Source organism: Amycolatopsis sp. 3B14 (assembly GCF_050958625.1).
Taxonomy (GTDB): Bacteria; Actinomycetota; Actinomycetes; order Mycobacteriales; family Pseudonocardiaceae; genus Amycolatopsis_E; species Amycolatopsis_E thermoflava.
The window spans coordinates 1-16,998 of the sequence record NZ_JBHZEN010000037.1 but is presented as its reverse complement, the minus strand read 5'-3'; the positions used below and the strand labels follow the sequence as shown (position 1 = coordinate 16,998).

The 16,998-nt window shown below is 72.3% G+C and carries 16 protein-coding genes; 6 read left to right on the top strand and 10 right to left on the bottom strand.

Features of this window, described 5'->3' with window-relative positions:
- Positions 1–19 precede the first annotated feature (19 nt).
- Together ACCP09_RS21360 and ACCP09_RS21355 are read right to left on the bottom strand one after the other, a co-directional pair.
- Entirely contained in the window at positions 20–796 is a 777-nt protein-coding gene (locus ACCP09_RS21360; protein WP_027931050.1) for an SDR family NAD(P)-dependent oxidoreductase, read from the bottom strand.
- Positions 793–2,256, bottom strand: a complete 1,464-nt coding sequence (locus ACCP09_RS21355) for an aldehyde dehydrogenase family protein (protein WP_433749401.1) — start codon at positions 2,254–2,256, stop codon at positions 793–795. Before ACCP09_RS21355 ends, ACCP09_RS21360 begins: the two co-directional genes overlap by 4 nt.
- A gap of 271 nt (positions 2,257–2,527) precedes the next feature.
- Here ACCP09_RS21355 and ACCP09_RS21350 point away from each other — a divergent pair, with 271 nt between their 5' ends.
- The 6 genes from ACCP09_RS21350 to ACCP09_RS21325 all read left to right on the top strand — a co-directional run bounded on the left by ACCP09_RS21350 (position 2,528) and on the right by ACCP09_RS21325 (position 10,421).
- On the top strand, positions 2,528–3,220 hold the full coding sequence (locus tag ACCP09_RS21350) for a GntR family transcriptional regulator (RefSeq protein ID WP_027931052.1): 693 nt from the start codon (positions 2,528–2,530) through the stop codon (positions 3,218–3,220).
- Between the two features lie 43 nt (positions 3,221–3,263).
- Entirely contained in the window at positions 3,264–5,366 is a 2,103-nt protein-coding gene (locus tag ACCP09_RS21345) for a hydantoinase/oxoprolinase family protein (protein WP_433749398.1), read from the top strand.
- A gap of 19 nt (positions 5,367–5,385) precedes the next feature.
- Positions 5,386–7,539, top strand: a complete 2,154-nt coding sequence (locus tag ACCP09_RS21340; RefSeq protein ID WP_433749395.1) for a hydantoinase B/oxoprolinase family protein — start codon at positions 5,386–5,388, stop codon at positions 7,537–7,539.
- A 29-nt stretch (positions 7,540–7,568) separates the two neighbouring features.
- Complete coding sequence (locus ACCP09_RS21335; protein ID WP_433749392.1) at positions 7,569–8,696, top strand: 3-isopropylmalate dehydrogenase; 1,128 nt, start codon at positions 7,569–7,571, stop codon at positions 8,694–8,696.
- Between the two features lie 93 nt (positions 8,697–8,789).
- Complete coding sequence (locus ACCP09_RS21330; protein WP_017981664.1) at positions 8,790–9,560, top strand: FadR/GntR family transcriptional regulator; 771 nt, start codon at positions 8,790–8,792, stop codon at positions 9,558–9,560.
- 66 nt (positions 9,561–9,626) lie between these two features.
- Positions 9,627–10,421, top strand: a complete 795-nt coding sequence (locus ACCP09_RS21325) for an IclR family transcriptional regulator (RefSeq protein ID WP_433749389.1) — start codon at positions 9,627–9,629, stop codon at positions 10,419–10,421.
- A gap of 484 nt (positions 10,422–10,905) precedes the next feature.
- On the opposite strand, the gene ACCP09_RS21320 is transcribed toward ACCP09_RS21325, so the two are convergent.
- Genes ACCP09_RS21320 through ACCP09_RS21285 form a run of 8 tightly spaced genes read right to left on the bottom strand, consistent with a single transcriptional unit; the run spans position 10,906 to position 16,795 of the window.
- Positions 10,906–11,637, bottom strand: a complete 732-nt coding sequence (locus ACCP09_RS21320; RefSeq protein ID WP_433749386.1) for an SDR family oxidoreductase — start codon at positions 11,635–11,637, stop codon at positions 10,906–10,908.
- A complete protein-coding gene (locus ACCP09_RS21315; RefSeq protein WP_378365872.1) occupies positions 11,634–12,515 on the bottom strand; it encodes a 3-keto-5-aminohexanoate cleavage protein in 882 nt (293 codons plus the stop codon). The genes ACCP09_RS21320 and ACCP09_RS21315 overlap by 4 nt, the downstream gene beginning before the upstream one ends.
- A complete protein-coding gene (locus ACCP09_RS21310) occupies positions 12,497–12,916 on the bottom strand; it encodes a hypothetical protein (protein WP_228684786.1) in 420 nt (139 codons plus the stop codon). The genes ACCP09_RS21315 and ACCP09_RS21310 overlap by 19 nt, the downstream gene beginning before the upstream one ends.
- Complete coding sequence (locus tag ACCP09_RS21305; RefSeq protein ID WP_378365871.1) at positions 12,910–13,335, bottom strand: hypothetical protein; 426 nt, start codon at positions 13,333–13,335, stop codon at positions 12,910–12,912. Before ACCP09_RS21305 ends, ACCP09_RS21310 begins: the two co-directional genes overlap by 7 nt.
- The gene (locus ACCP09_RS21300; RefSeq protein WP_378365870.1) at positions 13,319–14,224 is read right to left on the bottom strand and encodes a 3-keto-5-aminohexanoate cleavage protein; all 906 of its coding nucleotides are present in this window, start codon (positions 14,222–14,224) and stop codon (positions 13,319–13,321) included. Before ACCP09_RS21300 ends, ACCP09_RS21305 begins: the two co-directional genes overlap by 17 nt.
- The gene (locus ACCP09_RS21295) at positions 14,221–14,973 is read right to left on the bottom strand and encodes an SDR family NAD(P)-dependent oxidoreductase (RefSeq protein WP_433749382.1); all 753 of its coding nucleotides are present in this window, start codon (positions 14,971–14,973) and stop codon (positions 14,221–14,223) included. Before ACCP09_RS21295 ends, ACCP09_RS21300 begins: the two co-directional genes overlap by 4 nt.
- Positions 14,970–15,524 carry a VOC family protein gene (locus ACCP09_RS21290; RefSeq protein WP_378365868.1) on the bottom strand — a complete coding sequence of 185 codons (555 nt, stop codon included), beginning with the start codon at positions 15,522–15,524 and terminating at the stop codon, positions 14,970–14,972. The genes ACCP09_RS21295 and ACCP09_RS21290 overlap by 4 nt, the downstream gene beginning before the upstream one ends.
- The gene (locus ACCP09_RS21285) at positions 15,521–16,795 is read right to left on the bottom strand and encodes an MFS transporter (protein ID WP_433749378.1); all 1,275 of its coding nucleotides are present in this window, start codon (positions 16,793–16,795) and stop codon (positions 15,521–15,523) included. Before ACCP09_RS21285 ends, ACCP09_RS21290 begins: the two co-directional genes overlap by 4 nt.
- Positions 16,796–16,998: the final 203 nt, after the last annotated feature.

The window sequence follows — 16,998 nt, the reverse complement described above, 5'->3', positions numbered from 1 at the left end:
CTCCCGGGGGGGTTGGGGATCAGGCCGGTGGGGTGAAACGTCCGTCGACGGCCGTCCAGCCACCGTCGACCATGACGGTCGATCCGGTGACGTAGCCTGCCGCGTCGGAGGCCAGGAACACGACGGCTCCGGCCAGTTCGGTGGGCTTCGACCAGCGGCCCAGCGCACTTTTGGTGGCGTAGGCCCGGTACCAGCCGGGGTCGTTCTTGATCTGGTCGGTCAGCGGGGTTTCCACCACGCCGGGGGCGATCGCGTTGACGCGGACGCCGGCTTCGCCGAACTCGGCGGCCGCCGTCTTGACGAGCTGGATCGCGCCGGCCTTGGTGGCGGCGTAAACCGACTGGCCGGGTTCGACGACGAACCCGCGCACCGAGGAGAAGACCACGATGCTGCCGGTGCCGCGCTCCACCATCCCGCGGCCGAACGCCTGCAGCACGGTGAAGGTCGCTTTCAGGTTGAGCGCGACCACGCGGTCGAACTCCTCGGGCGCGTAGTCGAGGATGCGCTTGCGCACGTTCGTCGCCGCGGTGAGGACCACGACGTCGAGGGCCCCGAGTTCGCGGGCGGCGCGGTGCACGGCCGCCGCGTCGGTGATGTCGAGTTCGAGGGCTTCGCCGCCGGTGTCGGCCGCGGTCGCCTTCGCGGTGAGCGGGTCCTTGTCGGCGCAGATCACCTCGGCGCCGTGCGCGGCGAGCGCGAGCGCCGCCTCGCGGCCGATCCCGCCGGCGCCGATCAGCAGCGCGCGCTTGCCGTCGAGCCGGAACAGCGTGGTGTAGTCGGTCATGGTCTCGCTCATTCCGGCCGGATCACGGCCATGCGGGTGACGGTCAGTTCTTCGATCGCGAAGCGTGGTCCCTCCCGGCCGATGCCGGAGTCCTTCACACCGCCGTAGGGCATGATGTCGCTCCGGAACCCGGGCACCTCGTTGATCACCACTCCCCCGACCTCGAGTTCCTCGACGGCGGCGAACGCGGTGGCGAGCGAACGGGTGAACACGCTGGCGTGCAGGCCGTAGCGGGACCGGTTGACCAGGTCCAGCGCCGCCGCGAGGTCGGGCACGGACCGGATCGCCACGACGGGGGCAAAGATCTCCTCGCACCAGGCGTCGGCGGTTTCCGGCACGTCGAGCAGGAGGGTCGGCTCGATGGCGCGGTCGATCACCCGGCCGCCGTGCAGGATCTTCGCCCCGGCCTGCTCGGCCTGCTCGATCCAGTCGAGGGTGCGCCGCGTCGCCGCTTCGTTGATCAACGGCGCCACCCGGGTCCGCGGGTCGCGCGGGTCGCCGACCGTCAGCTCGCCCATGCGGGCGGTGAGCTTGCCGACGAACTCCTCGCGCACCGGTTCGCACACGATCACGCGTTGCACGGCGATGCAGGCCTGGCCGTTGAAGTAGTAGCCGCCGCGCAGCACGGCGTCGGCGGCCTTGTCCAGGTCGGCGTCGGTGTCGACGACCAGTGCCGCGTTGGAGCCCAGTTCCAGCAGGACCTTCCGCGGCGCGGCGTCGCGTGCGATCCGGTGCCCGACGGCGGCGGAACCGGTGAACGACACCGCCGCCACGCGCGGGTCGGTCACCAGTGTGTGCCCGACTTCGGCGTCGCCGGTGATGACCTGCACGATCTCCGGTGGCGCGCCGTGCCGGGCGGCGGCCTGCCGGACCTGGTCCGCCAGCCACAGCGCGGTCAGCGGTGTGGCGGGGGCGGGCTTGCAGATCACCGGGCAGCCCGCGGCGATGGCCGGCGCGATCTTGTGGCTGGCCAGCAGGAGCGGGCCGTTGAACCCGGCGATCCCGACGACGAGCCCGATCGGGCGGCGGGTCCAGAACCCGATCATCCCCGCGCCGGAGGGCTGCAGGTCCAGCGGCACGGTTTCGCCGTGGATGCGGGCGACTTCTTCGGCCGCGGCCGACCAGGTGAACACCGTGCGGGCGAACTCCACCTCGCAGTCGCCGCGGGTCTTGCCGGTCTCGGCGATGAGCAGGTCGACGAGCTCCGCCTCGCGCGCCCGGAGCGCGGCCTCCACGTCGAGCAGGATCGCGCGGCGGACCGCCGAGGTGAGCCTGCCGGCCGGTTTCACCACGGCCGCCCCCGCGTCGAGGGCGGCGCGCGCGTCGCCGACCGATCCGACCGGCGCGTGCGCGACCACCGATCCGTCGTAGGGGAACACCACCGGCGCGGATCCGGCGCCGGTGACCCACCCGGGGCCGACCGGCAGTCCGGACGGGAACTCGGGCAGCGCGAAGCCCGCATGCGAACTCATCGGAAATTCTCCTCTGGACGTCGTCGTCCCAGGTCTTGCCAGCCAGGTCGGCAACACCGGCGATCGACTGCTGGTCGGACCAGCTCGTGATGCCAACGAGCATGAACCAGCGCCGGTCGGCGAGTCAAGTTGCTGCGGAAAAAGGGGCTCTGAGCTGCTGCCTTTCAGGTGGATCGGGTGAATGTGCGGGACTCGGGGTTGACGAGCCGGTGTGCGTGGGCCAGTCTGGCGACGCTGTATCCAGCCGTCGAGCAAGGAAGGTCGGCGAGCGTTGGCCAGACGAGAGGACCGGGCGGGAGCGCCGTCGCGCATCCCGCTCGTGGACGAAACGGCCGCGATCATCCGGGAGCGGATCTACACCCACCGCTACCCGACCGGGTCGTGGCTGCGGCAGGAACACCTGTCCGCCGAACTGGGTGTCAGCCGCACCCCGCTGCGCGAGGCGCTGCGGGTCCTGGAGCAGGAGGGCCTGGTCAAGGTCACCGCCGGGCAAGGCGCCCAGGTCATCACCGGCGATCTGGACACGCTGCTGGACGCCTACCAGCTGCGCGCGGTGGTGGACGGTCTCGCCGCCCGGCTGGCCGCGGAGAACAACCGGGGCGGTGGCCTGATCCGCCAGCTCCGCCGGGCCATCGAGGTACAGCGGGCGGCCGTGGACCCGTGGACGCCGCGCGACTACACCGACTCCAATGTGGACTTTCACGAGCACGTCATCCACCTGTCCGGCAACGACTTCGTGATCGGGCAGCTGCCGATCCTGCGGATGACCGCACAGGTGTTCGCGCCGGTCGCGCTGGTGCGGCCGGAGAGCGCGATCCGCGCGATCGCCGAGCACACCGCCATCGCCGACGCCATCGAGGCAGGCGACGGCCAGGCGGCCGAGCGGCTCGCGCGGGCCCACATCGAAGCCACGATCAGCGAACTCAAGCAGAAGAAGACATCGGCGGCCGAGGACGCGTCCTGACCCCGACGGTCCCCGTCAGCGCACAAAGGAGTGAAACGCCGGGATGCCCAGCTACTACGTGGCCTCCGACATCGGAGGCACCTTCACCGACACCGTCGTGATCGACTCGTCCGGCGCCGTGGGCCGCTACAAGTCCTCGACGGTGCCCGACAACCCGGCGCAGGGCGTGCTCGACACCCTCGTGCTCGCGGCCGACGAGCGCGGTGTCCCGCTGGAACGGCTGCTGGCCGACGTCGAGGTGTTCGCCCACGGCACCACGGTCGCCACCAACGCCATGCTGGAGGGCCGCAGCCGCAGGGTCGGGCTCATCCAGACCCGCGGGTTCGGCGACACGCTGACCATCATGCGCGGCTTCAAGGCCACCGGCCTGGAGGAAGACGACATCAAGCGCTTCCGCACGCTGGTCAAGCAGCCTGCCGCGGTGCCGCACCGCCTCATCGCCGAGGTCACCGAGCGCATCGACTACGCGGGCCGCGTCGTCTGCCCGCTGGACGAGGACGATGTCCGCCGCGCGGTGCGGCGCCTCCAGGAGGCGGGCGCCGAGGTCTTCGCAGTGTCGCTGCTGTGGTCGTTCGCCAACGACGTGCACGAGAAGCGCGTCGCGGAGATCATCGCCGAGGTGGCGCCGGGCGCGTCGGTCACGCTGTCCTCGGAGTTCCTGCCCCGCATCGGCGAGTACGAGCGCACGCTGACCACCGCTGTCAACGCGAGCCTGCGCCCGGTGCTGAAGACCTCGCTGGACTCGTTCGAGCACACCCTGGCCAAGGCGGGCCTGAAGACGGGGCCGCTGCTCATGCAGTCCAACGGCGGGCTGGCGACCTTCGCCGAGGTCGAGAAGCGGGCCGCGGCCACGGTCATGTCCGGCCCGGTCGGCGGGGTCGTCGCGTCGCAGTTCGCGGGCGCGCGCAACGGGTACCGCAACATCGTCACCACCGACATGGGCGGCACGAGCTTCGACGTCGGGCTGGTCCTCGACGGGCGGCCGGTCATGTCGAACACGACGCTCATCGGCCGCGACGAACTCGCCCTCCCGTCGGTTGCTGTCCGCGCGATCGGCGCAGGGGCGGGCTCGATCGCCTCGGTCCGCAACGGCGTCCTGCAGGTCGGCCCCGAGTCGGCAGGCGCCCGCCCTGGCCCGGCGTGTTACGGCCGGGGCGGCACCCGCCCCACGGTGGCCGACGCCGACCTCGTGCTGGGCTACCTGAACCCGGACAACTTCCTCGGCGGGCGGCTCACCCTGGACGTGGACAAGGCCCGCGCCGCGATCGACGAGCACGTGGCCAAGCCGGCGGGACTGACCATCGAGCAGGCCGCGGAGGGCATCAAGACCATTGTGGACGCCCGGATGGCCGACCTGGTCCGCCAGGTCACCGTCGAGCAGGGTTACGACCCGGCCGACTTCGCCGTCTTCGCCTACGGCGGCGCCGGTCCCCTGCACGCCTTCTCCTACGGCGCCGAGCTCGGCTGCCCGCAGATCGTCGTGCCCCTCACCGCGTCCGTGCACTCCGCCTTCGGCATCGGCTGCTCCGACCTGACCATGGTCGAGGAGCTGTCCAAGCCGCTGCAGACCCCGCCGGGCACCACCGACCACGCCACCGCGCTGGCGCCGGACGAGCTCAACGCCACGTTCGACGAGCTGGCCGCCCGCGCCCGGCGCGACCTGGTCGCCGCGGGCGCGGCCGACGACTCGATCACGTTCGCGAAGTTCGTGGAGATCCGATTCCGCGCGCAGATCCACGTGCTCACCGTGCCGGTCGAGGCCGACCGGATCACCCCGTCCGACGTCAACGCGATGGTGGAGCGGTTCGTCGAGATCTACGAGGGCCGCTTCGGCAAGGGCGCCGCGTTCCTGGAAGGCGGGGTGGAGATCACCACGTTCCGGGTGGTCGCCACCAGTCCCGTCCCGCGCGCCGAGTTCGACACCGGTGCCCTCGGCAAGGCGGCGAGCACCGAACCGGGGACGCGCCGCGTGTTCTCCGGTGGCCAGTGGCGCGAGGCCGCGGTCTACCGCGCCGAGCACCTGCGCGACGGGCTGCGGATCGAGGGCCTCTCCATCGTCGAACTCCGCGACACCACCGTGGTGATCGGGCCAGGGCAGGACGCCGAGGTCGACCGCTTCGGCGACATCATCATCCAGAACCGCTGACCGGGAAGGAGAACAACGCATGACCACCACCGTCGACCCGGTCACCTACGAGGTCATCCGGCACAAGCTCTGGTCCATCAACTCCGAGGGCGGGACCACCGTCGAGCACGTGTCCGGCTCCCCCGTCGTGCACGCCACCGACTACAACTTCGGCATCTACACCGCCGCGGGTGAGATGGCGATCATCGGCACCTACCTGCTCACCCCCATCTACACCGGGGCGATGGCGATCGAGGTGTTCCTGGACCGCTACGACGACATCGAGCCCGGGGACGTCTTCATCATCAACGACCCCTACCTGGCCGCGATGCACCAGAACGACGTGCAGTTCTGCAAGCCGGTGTTCCGCGACGGCGAGATCGTGGCGTGGCTGGGCTGCATGGCCCACCAGGTCGACCTCGGCGGCATGGACCCCGGCAGCTGGTGCACCACCGCCACCGACGTGTTCCAGGAGGGCATCCGCATTCCGCCGGGCCGGATCGTGCGCAAGGACGTGCTGAACCAGGAGCTGTGGGACACCATCGTCCTCAACTCCCGCATGCACGACACCGTCGCCAACGACTTCCGCGCCTTCCTGGCCGGGTTGCGCGTGGCCGAGCAGCGCTTTCACGAGCTGTGCGACCGCTACGGCGCGGACGCCGTCCGCGCGACCATGGAGAAGACCCTCGACAACTCCGAAGCCGACCTGCGGGCCCTGCTCCGTGAGCTGCCGGACGGCGTGTACGAGCATACGTCCTATTTGGACCGGCCAGACGGCGACGACGGCATCGAGTTGCTGCAGGTGCCGTGCCGCCTGGAGAAGACCGGCGACCGGCTGGTGTTCGACTTCTCCGCCGCGAGCCCGCAGTCGCCCGCCTACGGCATGACGACCCGGGGCGGCCTGCTCGGCGCGGTCGCGACCCTGATGCTGATCACCTTCGGGTCCGACATCCCGTGGAACCACGGCCTGATGCGGCCGGTCGAGGTCACCGCGCCGGACGGGTTGTGCGTCACCGCGGTCGAACCGATGCCGGTCTCCGGCGGCGCGGCGGGCGCGAACTGGACCGCGACCTGCTCCGCCGGTGGCGCGATCGCGAAGATGCTGTCGTTCTCGGACAAGTACGAGGGCTACGCGTTCGGCCCGTCCGACGGGTCGTGGCAGCTCAACCAGTTCGGCGGCGTCGACCAGCACGGCGAGCCGTTCGCCTCGATGTACATGGACTCGCTGCTGTGGGGCGGCCCGGCGTTCTCGTTCCGCGACGGGGTGGACGCCGGTGGCGCGATGGTCATCCTCTCCGGCGGCGCCACCGACGTGGAGCAGCAGGAGATGCGCCACCCGCTGCTGTACCTGTGGCGCCGCATGGTGCCCGACTCCGGTGGCGCCGGGACCTTCCGCGGCGGCAACGGGATCCAGTTCGCGCTGACCCCGATCGACACGCAGGAGGTCACCGGCGTGCTCGGCACGCACGGCGTCGCGCTGCCGAACCGGACCGGCCTCTTCGGCGGGCTGCCCGGGTCCTGCGCGCGCTTCGAGCGGGTGACCGGCGCGGGCGCGCTGGACCGCCTCGGCACCGGTGCGCCGGTGGTGGCGCTGACCGACCTCGACGGCGACCACCAGGTGCTGCCCGGGGTCGCGCCGGCCGCCCGGATCGCGTTCGGCGACGTCTTCGAGTGCACCGTGCAGAACGGCGGCGGCTACGGCGATCCGTTGCTGCGCGACCCGGCCAAGGTGGCGGCCGACGTGGAATCCGGCGCGGTGACCCTCGAATCCGCCGCCCGCCTCTACGGGGTGGAGCTGCGGGACGGCCAGGTCGACCAGGCGGCCACCGACGCGCTGCGGGACCGCATCCGGGAATCCCGTCGCAGCCGGATGGCCGCACCGCGCACCGAACCGGTGGCCGAACCGGGCGAGCCGACCGGGATCTGGGGCGCGGCGCTCGTGACGCACCGGACCGTCGACGGGCTCATCGGGTCGTGCCGCCACTGCGGACAGGTGCTCGGCGACCTCACCGGCGGCTGGGAGTCCATCGCGGGCCGGGTCGGGCTCGGCGCCGACGACCTGGGCGCCCGGGTCGAGGTCCACGGCGACCTCGCCGCCGTCGCCTACGTCTGCCCGCACTGCGTGACGGCGCTGTGGGTGGACGTGGAGCCGGCCGGCGGCAAGACCTGGCGCGACTTCGCCCTGCACGACTGATCCCCCAAGTCAAGGAGAAACCGCAGCACATGCGCACCCACCACCTGGCCGTCATCGGCGGCGACGGCATCGGCCCCGACGTGACCGCGGCCGCGCTCGCCGGTGTCCGGGCCGCCGCCGACCGGTACGGCTTCGCGATCGAGACCACCGAGTTCGACCTCGGCGCCGAGGCCTACCTGCGCTCCGGCGTCGCGCTCGACGAGGCGTCGATCGAGGCGCTGCGCCGCCACGACGCCGTCCTGCTCGGCGCGGTCGGCGACCCCCGCGTCACACCGGGCGTCCTCGAACGCGGACTGATCGTCGGGTTGCGGGTCGCGTTCGCCCAGTCGGTCAACATCCGGCCGGTGCGCCTCTACCCGGGCGTCGAGAGCCCGGTCGCCGGTGTCTCGCCGGACAACTGCGATCTGGTGATCATCCGGGAGAACACCGAGGGCCTCTACACCGGCGGCGGCTCGATCTCCCACCCGGGGACGCCGAACGCGGTGGCGATCCAGAACTCGATCACCACGGTCCCGGCCACGACCGAGACGGTGGAGTTCGCGTTCCGGCTCGCCTCCGCGCGGCGCAAGCGGCTGACGTTGTGCCACAAGAAGAACATCCTGGTGCACGCCGGGCAACTGTGGCAGGACGTCGTCGACGAGGTCGCCACCCGGTACCCGGACGTCGAGCACGACTACGTCCACGCCGACGCGATGTGCCTGCACCTGCCGCTGGATCCCGGCCGGTTCGACGTCGTGGTCACCGACAACCTGTTCGGCGACATCCTCAGCGACCTCGGCGCCACCGTCCAGGGCGGGCTCGGGCTCGCCGCCAGCGCCAACCACAACCCGCGTGGCACCGCGCCGAGCATGTACGAGCCGGTGCACGGCTCGGCGCCGGACATCGCGGGCAAGGGCTGGGCCAACCCGGCCGCGGCCGCGTTGTCGGCGGCGCTGTGCCTGGCCGGTCTCGGCGAGCGCGACGGCGCGCTGGCGCTGGAGGCCGCCGCGGCGTCCGTGCTGGCCGAACTGCCCGCGCTGGCCGGGCCCGGCATGGGCGGCGACACCGCCAAGATCGGGCGCCGCATCGCCGACCGGGTCACCGACGTGGACCCGGCGAAGATCGGCGACCCGGAGCGCTCCCTGATGACCGGCCTGGCCCGGCTCGCCCCCCGGTGACGGCCGGCCTGCTGCCCCGCTGACCGGGCACGGTCCCACCTCCCGGCCGGTATCCTCGGGGAATCCGCAGCGCACCGGCCGGGAGGGGTGAGGGTGACCAGCCAGACCAGCGCGACCAACGGGCGGCTCTTCCAGCGCGTCGTCGACTACGTGCAGAACGCGATCGCCTCCGGCGAGCTCAAGCCGGGTGATCGCCTGCCGAGCGAGCGGGAGCTGGTCGAGCAGTTCGGGATCGGCCGCGCCTCGGTGCGGGAAGCGCTGCGCGTGCTGGAGAACATGGACCTGGTCAAGTCCCAGCCGCGGGATCCGCGCGGGCCGTTGATCCTGCCGCTGTCGGTCGAACCGGTGCGCCGGTCGATCGCGATGCTCACCTCGGGCGGCGCGCTGGGGCTCGCCGAGCTCGTCCAGTTCCGGATGATCGCCGACGCCTCCGCGAACCTGCTCGCGGCCGCCCGCCGCACCGACGAGCAACTGCTCGCGCTGGAGCGGAACATGGCGCGGATGCGGGCCTGCATGAGCCGTGGTTACGCCGAGTTCAGCCAGGCCGACCTGGAGTTCCACGAGCTCATCGCCGAAGCCGGCGGCAACCGGCTGGTGCAGGTCTACGGCGATGTGACCCGCGAGGCGATCCTCAAGCTGATCCAGCAGTCGATCCTGGACGCCGACGACCAGACGGCGCTCATGCTGCAGTCCATCCGCCACCACCGGGCGGTGTTCGCGGCCATTTCCGACCGCGACGGCCTGCTGGCGTCCCGCCTCGCGCGGGAGACCCTGTACGCCTACTACGCCGACCACGTCTCCCCCGCGGACCGCGAGATCATGGCGACGCTGGTCCGCGAGTGCGGCGGCCGCCTGCCCGGCTGATCGCCGTGTCTCGGTCAACGGGACAGGTGCTCCCGGGTGGCGCCACCGATGGGGCACCATGACCCCATGTGTCCGGCGCATCGGGACGACGGCGAGATCACCGCTCTCGGGCGGGCCTCGCTGATCCTCAAGCAGTTCCGTGGCGCGGAGCTGCCGGTGAGCGCGGCGGCGGTCGCGCGGTCGACCGGGTTGCCCAGGGCCACGGCGCACCGGATGCTGCGCGAGCTGGTGCGGGTCGGGCTGCTGGAGCGGGTGGGCACGGCCTTCCGTCCGGGGCTGCTGCTGTTCGAGCTGGGGCAACTGGTGCCGCAGCCGCGCAGCCTGCACGAGGCGGCGCGCAAGCACATGGCCGTCCTGCACGAAGCGACCGGACACAACGTCGGCCTGGCGGTCGAGCAGGACGGCGAGGTCGTGCACGTGGAGATCCTGCGGGGCGAACGCGCGCCCCGGCTCCCGCTGCGCACGGGCGGCCGCTGGCCCGCGCACGCGAGCTGTTCGGGCAAGGTGATGCTCGCGTTCGGGCCGTCCGCCCACGTCGATCGCACGCTGGCCAAGCCACTGAAACGGCTGACCCCGCGAACGATCACCGACCCGGACGCCCTACGCGCAGAGCTGGAGCGGGTCCGCCGCGCGCGGGTGGCCTTCGACCGGCAGGAGTCCTTCCGCGACGTGACGGGCGTGGCGTCGCCGGTGTTCGGCCCGGACGGCACGGTGCTGGCCGCGCTGTCGATCTCCGGGATGGCCGGGCGGATCAACCTGTCCCGCGTGGACGCCGCGGTGCGCACCACCGCGCTGGCCGTCACGCGGGAGCTCGAGATGGCCGAATCGGTGGTGCGCCCCGTGCTGGCGCCACGCCGCTAACCGCGGCCCACACGGCACCGCCACTCGCCGCGCGGTCGATCTCCGCGCTCGCCGGGCGGGTCAACCTCTCCCGTGCTGGCGCAACGCCGCTGACCACGGCCCTGACTGCACGGTGCTGGCCGCGCTGTCGATCTCCGGGATGGCCGGACGCACCAACCCTCCCGCGTGGACGCCGCCGTGCGCACCACCCACTGGCCATCACACGAGAACTCGAGATGGCCGAGTCCGTGGTGCGCCCGTGCTGGCCCCGCGCCACTGACCACAACCCGCACGGTCGACCTCCGCGCTCGCCGGGCGAATCAACCTCTCCCGCATGGACGCCGCGGTGCGCACCACCGCGCTGGCCATCACATGAGAACTCGAGATGGCCGAATCGGTGGTGCGCCCCGTGCTGGCTCCGCGCCGCTGACCACGGCCGCGAGGGTCGCCATTGACGGAGGCTCGCCTTGACGAACCCAGCGCGCACCGGCAACGACCTCCCCAGCTAACCGCGGCCGAGGAAGGGCATCGTCGTCGCCGTCAGTGTGAGGAACTGGACGTTCGCCTCGAGCGGGAGCCCGGCCATGTAGCGGACGGCGTCAGCGACGTGGGCGGCGTCGAACGTCGGTTCCGGGCGCAGCGTTCCGTCCGCCTGGCAGGTGCCGGCCGCGATGCCCGCGGTCATCTCGGTCGCCGCGTTGCCGATGTCGATCTGTCCGCACGCGATCCGGTACGGCCTGCCGTCCAGCGACAGCGACTTCGTCAGCCCCGTCATGGCGTGCTTCGTCGCCGTGTAGGCGATGCTGCCGGGACGGGGGCTGTGCGCGGAGACCGAACCGTTGTTGATGATCCGGCCGCCGCGCGGCTCCTGGCGGCGCATGACGCCGAAGGCCGCCCTGGCGCAGAGGAACGCGCCGGTGAGGTTGGTGTCCACGCACGAACGCCACTCGCCGACGGGGATCTCGTCGGGCGCGCCCGCCGGGCCGAACACGCCCGCGTTGTTGACCAGCAGGTCGACCCTCCCCCACGCGGCCGTGACCCGGTCGAACAACTCCGCGACGGAGTCCGGGTCGGACACGTCGGTGGGCACGGCGAGACCCTCCGGGGCGGTTTCCGCCAGCGCGCGAGCCCGCCGTCCGGCCAGCGCGACCCGGTAACCGTCGGCGATCAGCGCCCTGGCGATCACCCGCCCCAGGCCGCTGCCCGCCCCCGTGACCACCGCGACCGGCGCACTCATGCCGCCTCCTTCAGCCCGAGGAGCGCGCGGGCCTGCTCCGGCGTGGCGGGCTCGCACCCGTGGTCCCGGATGACCTCGACCACGCGCTCCACCTGCTCCAGGTTGGTCATCGGCCTGCCGTCGGCGTCGAACGGGCTGTCCTCGATGCCGACGCGCACGTGCCCGCCGAGTTCGAGCGCCTGCACCAGGCCGGGCAGCGGATCCGGCCCGCACACGGTCGCGGTGAACACCGCGCCCGCCGGCAGCAGGTCGACAAGGCCACGCAGGACCGCGGGCGTGTACGGCAGCGCGTTCTGGAACGTCCCGTGCTGGTTGAGCACGAAGTTCACCACGTACGGTGGCCGGTCGAACTCGATCAGCTCGGGCATGTCCACCAGCAGGTGCGCGGGGTTGAACACCTCCCACTCGGGTTTGGCCCCGGCCTCCCGGAACGCCGCCGCCAGCCGGCGGGCGAACCAGCGCGGCGTGCTCATCAGGGTCTCGCCGTCCGGGCCGCTCACGTACGCGGTGATGGTGTCGAGCGTGCACGTGTCCGCCCCGGCGCCGGCACCGGCGAGCCGCTGCGCGTGGTCGACGACGGGGCCGTAGCCGGTGTCGCGCACCATGTCGCCGTTGAGCCCGCCGCCGGTCGAGTTGTTGACGACGACGTCGCAGCGGCGCCGCACCAGCTCGTTGATCTCCCGATAGACGGCGGGGTCGCAGGTGGCCGCGTGGTCGGGGCGGCGCGCGTGCAGCGCCGCCACGCTCGCACCTGCCGCGGCACACCGCGCCACGTCCTCGGCGATCTGCCCGGGCTGGGTCGGCACGTGCGGGTGCTGCGCGGGCGTCAGCATCCCGCCCGTCGGGGCGACGGTGACGATCACCGGACGTCCGGGCACGCCGCCACCTCCTCGAGCAGGCGGGTGATCGCGGTCCGCACCGGCTCGCCGACGCGGAGACCCGCCCGGCGCCCGGCTTCGTTGACGTGCGTCAGCACCCCGTTGTCCCACATGTCCTTGCCGTCGCTGATGCGCGCGGTCAGGTGGCCGACCGCCGCGCCCGGCACGCCCGCCTCGTCCATGACCGCGAGACCCGCGATGCCGGCGTCGTCCTTGCCGCGCCCGGCGTCGTTGAACACCGCGCACGCGCACCCGCTCAGCACGGCGATCCGCCCCGACTCGGCCCCGCCGTTGGACGCCGCCACGATGATCTGGCCGCGGTCGGCGTGCTCGGCCTGGGACATGCTGTCGAGCAGGACCACGCGGCGGTCCCCGCGCTCGGCCACCGTCGTCCTCAGCACGGCACACCCCCCGCCGCCAGCCTGGTGAACGCCGCGGACAGCGGTTCCCCGACCCGGATGCCCGCCTCGCGCGCGGACTCGTTGACGTAGCTGATGATCCCGTTGGCCCAGGTGTCGTGCCCGTCCCCGATCCGGGCGGTGTCGTGGCCGACGGCGACGCCGACGACGCCGTCCAGCGCCGCCAGGCCCGCCACCCCGGCCTGGTCCTTGCCGATCCCGGCGTCGTTGCAGGCCACGGCGGCCACGCCGCACCGGCGCGCGTACTCGCCCGCGCTGGCGCCGCCGTGGGATCCGGTAACGATGGCCTGCCCGGCATGCTCGCCGGTGGCGAAGGCGATGGAGTCCATCACCGCCACCGACAGCCCGCCGTGCCGCAGGACAGTGCTCACCAGTCCACTGTGGTCATCGACCACGCGCATGGAACCAGCTCCTTTCCGGGGTTCGGACGCCGAGGATCCGCCGGGCGTTGTCGGGAGTCGCGATCGCGCGTCCGGCCTTGCGGGCGACGGCGGCGACGTGTTCGACGAGCTCGGCGTTGGTCGGACAGCCGCGGGCGGTGTGCGGGTGGTCCCCGACGCCAACCGCGATGTGCCCGCCGAGCCGCACGATCTCCTCGGCCAGTTCGAGGACGTCGGCACGGTGCGCGGACACGATCCAGGCCAGGTCGTCGTGCCGCGGCAGGAACTCCAGGTGCGCGCGCAGGCCGGCGAGAGTCGCGGGGTGCGCGGGGAGGAACTCCGGCCCGCCGAGCACGAACTGCACCACCGCGGGCCCGGGCACTTCGCCGGCGGCCAGGTGCGCGGCGATTGTCCGGGTCCAGCCGACGGTGAACGATGCCAGCCACGGCGTCAGGCCGTACCGGCGGGCGCAGGCGAACAATGCGCGGTGGGTCGCGGTGTCGTTGACGAAGACCTTGTCCTCGGTGCGGAACCGGACGTGCGCCGGGTCCCACAGGTCCATGATCGCGCAGCCCATGTCCATGGTCAGGAAGTCCGGGCGCGCCAACGGGTCCACGGCCGTGACCGGCGCCAGCCTGCTCTCCAGCGGGAAACCCGGGCCGTTGGCCAGCGACGGGGCGAGCAGGATGTCGCACCGCTGACGGATCAGCCGGTTCGTCTCGGCGTAGCGCCCAGCGCTGTGGTCGGGCGCCCCGTCGCCGGTCCGCGCGTGGTAGTGCACGACCGTCGCCCCGGCCGAGGCGCAGGCCGCGACGTCACGAGCGATCTCCCCGGGTGTCCACGGGACGTGCGGGTTGTCCTCCCGCATCATGTTCTCGTTCGGGTTGACCCCGATCACCAGCGGTGTCATGAATCCTCTCTCGTTCGCCAACCGGGGCCGGCCGTCTGCCCGCCGTCCACGCACCAGGTCTGGCCGGTGACGAACGCCGATTCGCCGCCGGCGAGGAACGCGATCACCGCCGCGATCTCCTCGGCCCGCGCGTAGCGGCCGAGCGGGATCGCGGCCAGCACCGCGTCGCGGACGGCCGGGGGTTGCGCCACCTTCACCAGCGGGGTGTCAGTCGCGCCCGGCGCCACGCAGTTCACGCGGATGCCTGCGGGGCCGAGTTCGGCGGCCAGCACCTGGGTCAGCGCGGTCACCCCGGCCTTCGACGCGGCGTAGGCGGCTCGCTGTTCGCCGCCGCGCAGGCCCGACACCGAGGAGATGGTGACCAGGGAACCGCCGTCGCCGCGGCGCAGCATCCGCCGGGCCGCGGCGCGGCAGACGAGGAACGTGCCGGTCAGGTTGACCTCCAGCGACAGCCGGAAATCGGCCACGGACGTCTCGGTCGCGGCGGCGTTGCGGACGACACCGGCGCAGGTGACGACGGCGCCGAGACCGTCACCGAGTTCGTCGGCGACGGCGACGACCCGGCCGGCCTGCTCCTCGTCGGTGACGTCCGCGGTGACCGGCACGATCCGGTCGTCCGCGGGCAGTTCCGCGAGCGCCTCGGCATCGCGGTCGGCGGCCACGACGTGCCAGCCGTCGCGGTGCAGCCGGTGAACCGTCGCCAGGCCGATGCCCGAGGCTCCGCCGGTGACCACAGCGGACCGGCTCACGACGCCCCGTCCAGCAGCGAGCGCATGTCGCGCACCGGTTCGGCGCCGTCCCAGCCCTCGGCCGCCGCCGCGATCGCGCGGAACAACCGGCCCTTGGCGCCGCGGGTCTCGGACAGCTCGATCATCGTGCCCGGGTGATGCTCGGCGGTGAAGTACACGAACCGCTCGTCCGGCGCCCCGCTGCCGGAACAGCCCTCCTGCAGGACGGTGAGGCCACGACCGGCCGCCTCCCGCATCGCCGCATCGAACTCGTCGGTCCAGAACGCGACGTGCTGCAAGCCTTCCCGTCCCGCGCACAGGAACTCGCCGAAGGCCGACGGCGCGTCGTTCAGCGGCTCGATCAGCTCGATCTGGATGCCGCCGCTCTGGGCGAGCGCGACGCGGATCCGGGCTTCGCTGGGCTCGCCGCGGAAGCGGAACCCGTTGAGCGGCTGGTCGTCGATGACGAAGAACGGGCCGACGCCGATCACCTCGGTCCAGTGCCGCACCGCCCGCCGCAGGTCCCGCACGACGTAGCCGTTCTGGCGGATCGGGCCGAACGCGCCGCTCACCGGGAAACCGCCCGGTTGTTCAGCCGCTTGAGGCCGAGGATGACCAGCGCGGCCACCGCCATCGCCGCGCCGAACGAGCCGATCGCGAGGCCGTAGCCGCCGGTGGCGTCCTTGAGCAGCCCGGCGACCTGCGGTCCGAAGTAACCGCCGAGGTTGCCGAGGCCGTTGATCACGCCGAAGCCGGCCGCGAGCGCGGCGCCGGTGAGGAAGCTCGCCGGGATGGTGATGAAGACGCCCATCGCCGTGTAGAGGCCGATGCCGGCGACGCAGAACCCGGCGATGGCGACGGCGGGCGTGCCGAGCGACAGCGCGGCGATGGTGAACCCGGCGGCGGCCACGAGCGCGGCGGCGCAGAAGTGCAGTCCCCGGTCCCGCGTCCGGTCGGAGTGCCGCATCCACCACAGCATCGGGCCGATCGCCAGCAGCGGCGGCAGCGCGGCGACCCAGCCCACGGCGTGCGTGCCGAGGCCGAAGCTCTTGAGCATCTGCGCGATCCACAGCTGGTAGCCGTTGAGGCTGAACGTCACGCACACGAACACCACCACCAGCAACAGCACGCGCGGCTCGGCGAGGCCACGGCGGAACGCGCCCGGCCCGTGCCCGACCGCGCCCTTCGCCTCGTCCGCGAGCACCTTCGTCAGCCAGTCGCGCTCCGGGGCGGACAGGAACCCGGCCTCGGCGGGGGTGTCCCGCAGCCGCTTCAGGCACACGAACGCCAGTGCCACGGCGGGGATCCCGGTCAGGATGAAGATCCACCGCCAGCCGGACAGGCCGAGGAAGCCGTGCAGGCCCAGCAGGTGGGTCATCAGCGGGGTGCCCAGTCCGGAGATGCAGATGAACGTGACGATCCACGACATCGCCGCACCGCGACGGGCGTTGGGGTACCAGCGGGAGACGAAGTACAGCATGCCCGGGGAGAAGCCCGCCTCGGCGACGCCGAGCAGCACGCGCATGATCGTCAGGCTGGTCTCGCCCTGCACGAACCCGGTGCCGATGGTGACCAGTCCCCAGGTGACCATGATGCGGGAGATCCACTTGCGAGCGCCCACCTTGGACAGCACCCAGTTGCTGGGCGGTTCCAGGAGCGTGTAGCTCCAGAAGTAGACCCCGGCCGCGAACCCGTACGCGGTCGCGGAAATGCCGAGCTCGCTGTTCATCGTCAGCGCGGCGACGCCGATGTTGAGCCGGTCCAGGTACAGCACGATGTAGCACAGACCGATCAGCGGGAGGAAGTGCCGCGTGACCTTGCGCAGCACGGCGTTCCCGTCCACCGGGGACACCGGTGACGATCCGGGGGCCACACTGCCGGTCCGGTTGTGTCCGAGCACAGTATCCACCTCGATACATGCCGCAGGAGTGGTTGAGCGCGCGCAGCGGTCATCATGAGCGCCGCCGCGGCGCGGCTCAACGGCCCTGACTCATTGATCGAGACATGGGTTCTGCTCGCCGAACCGGCGGCGGCCGGCGGTCACCG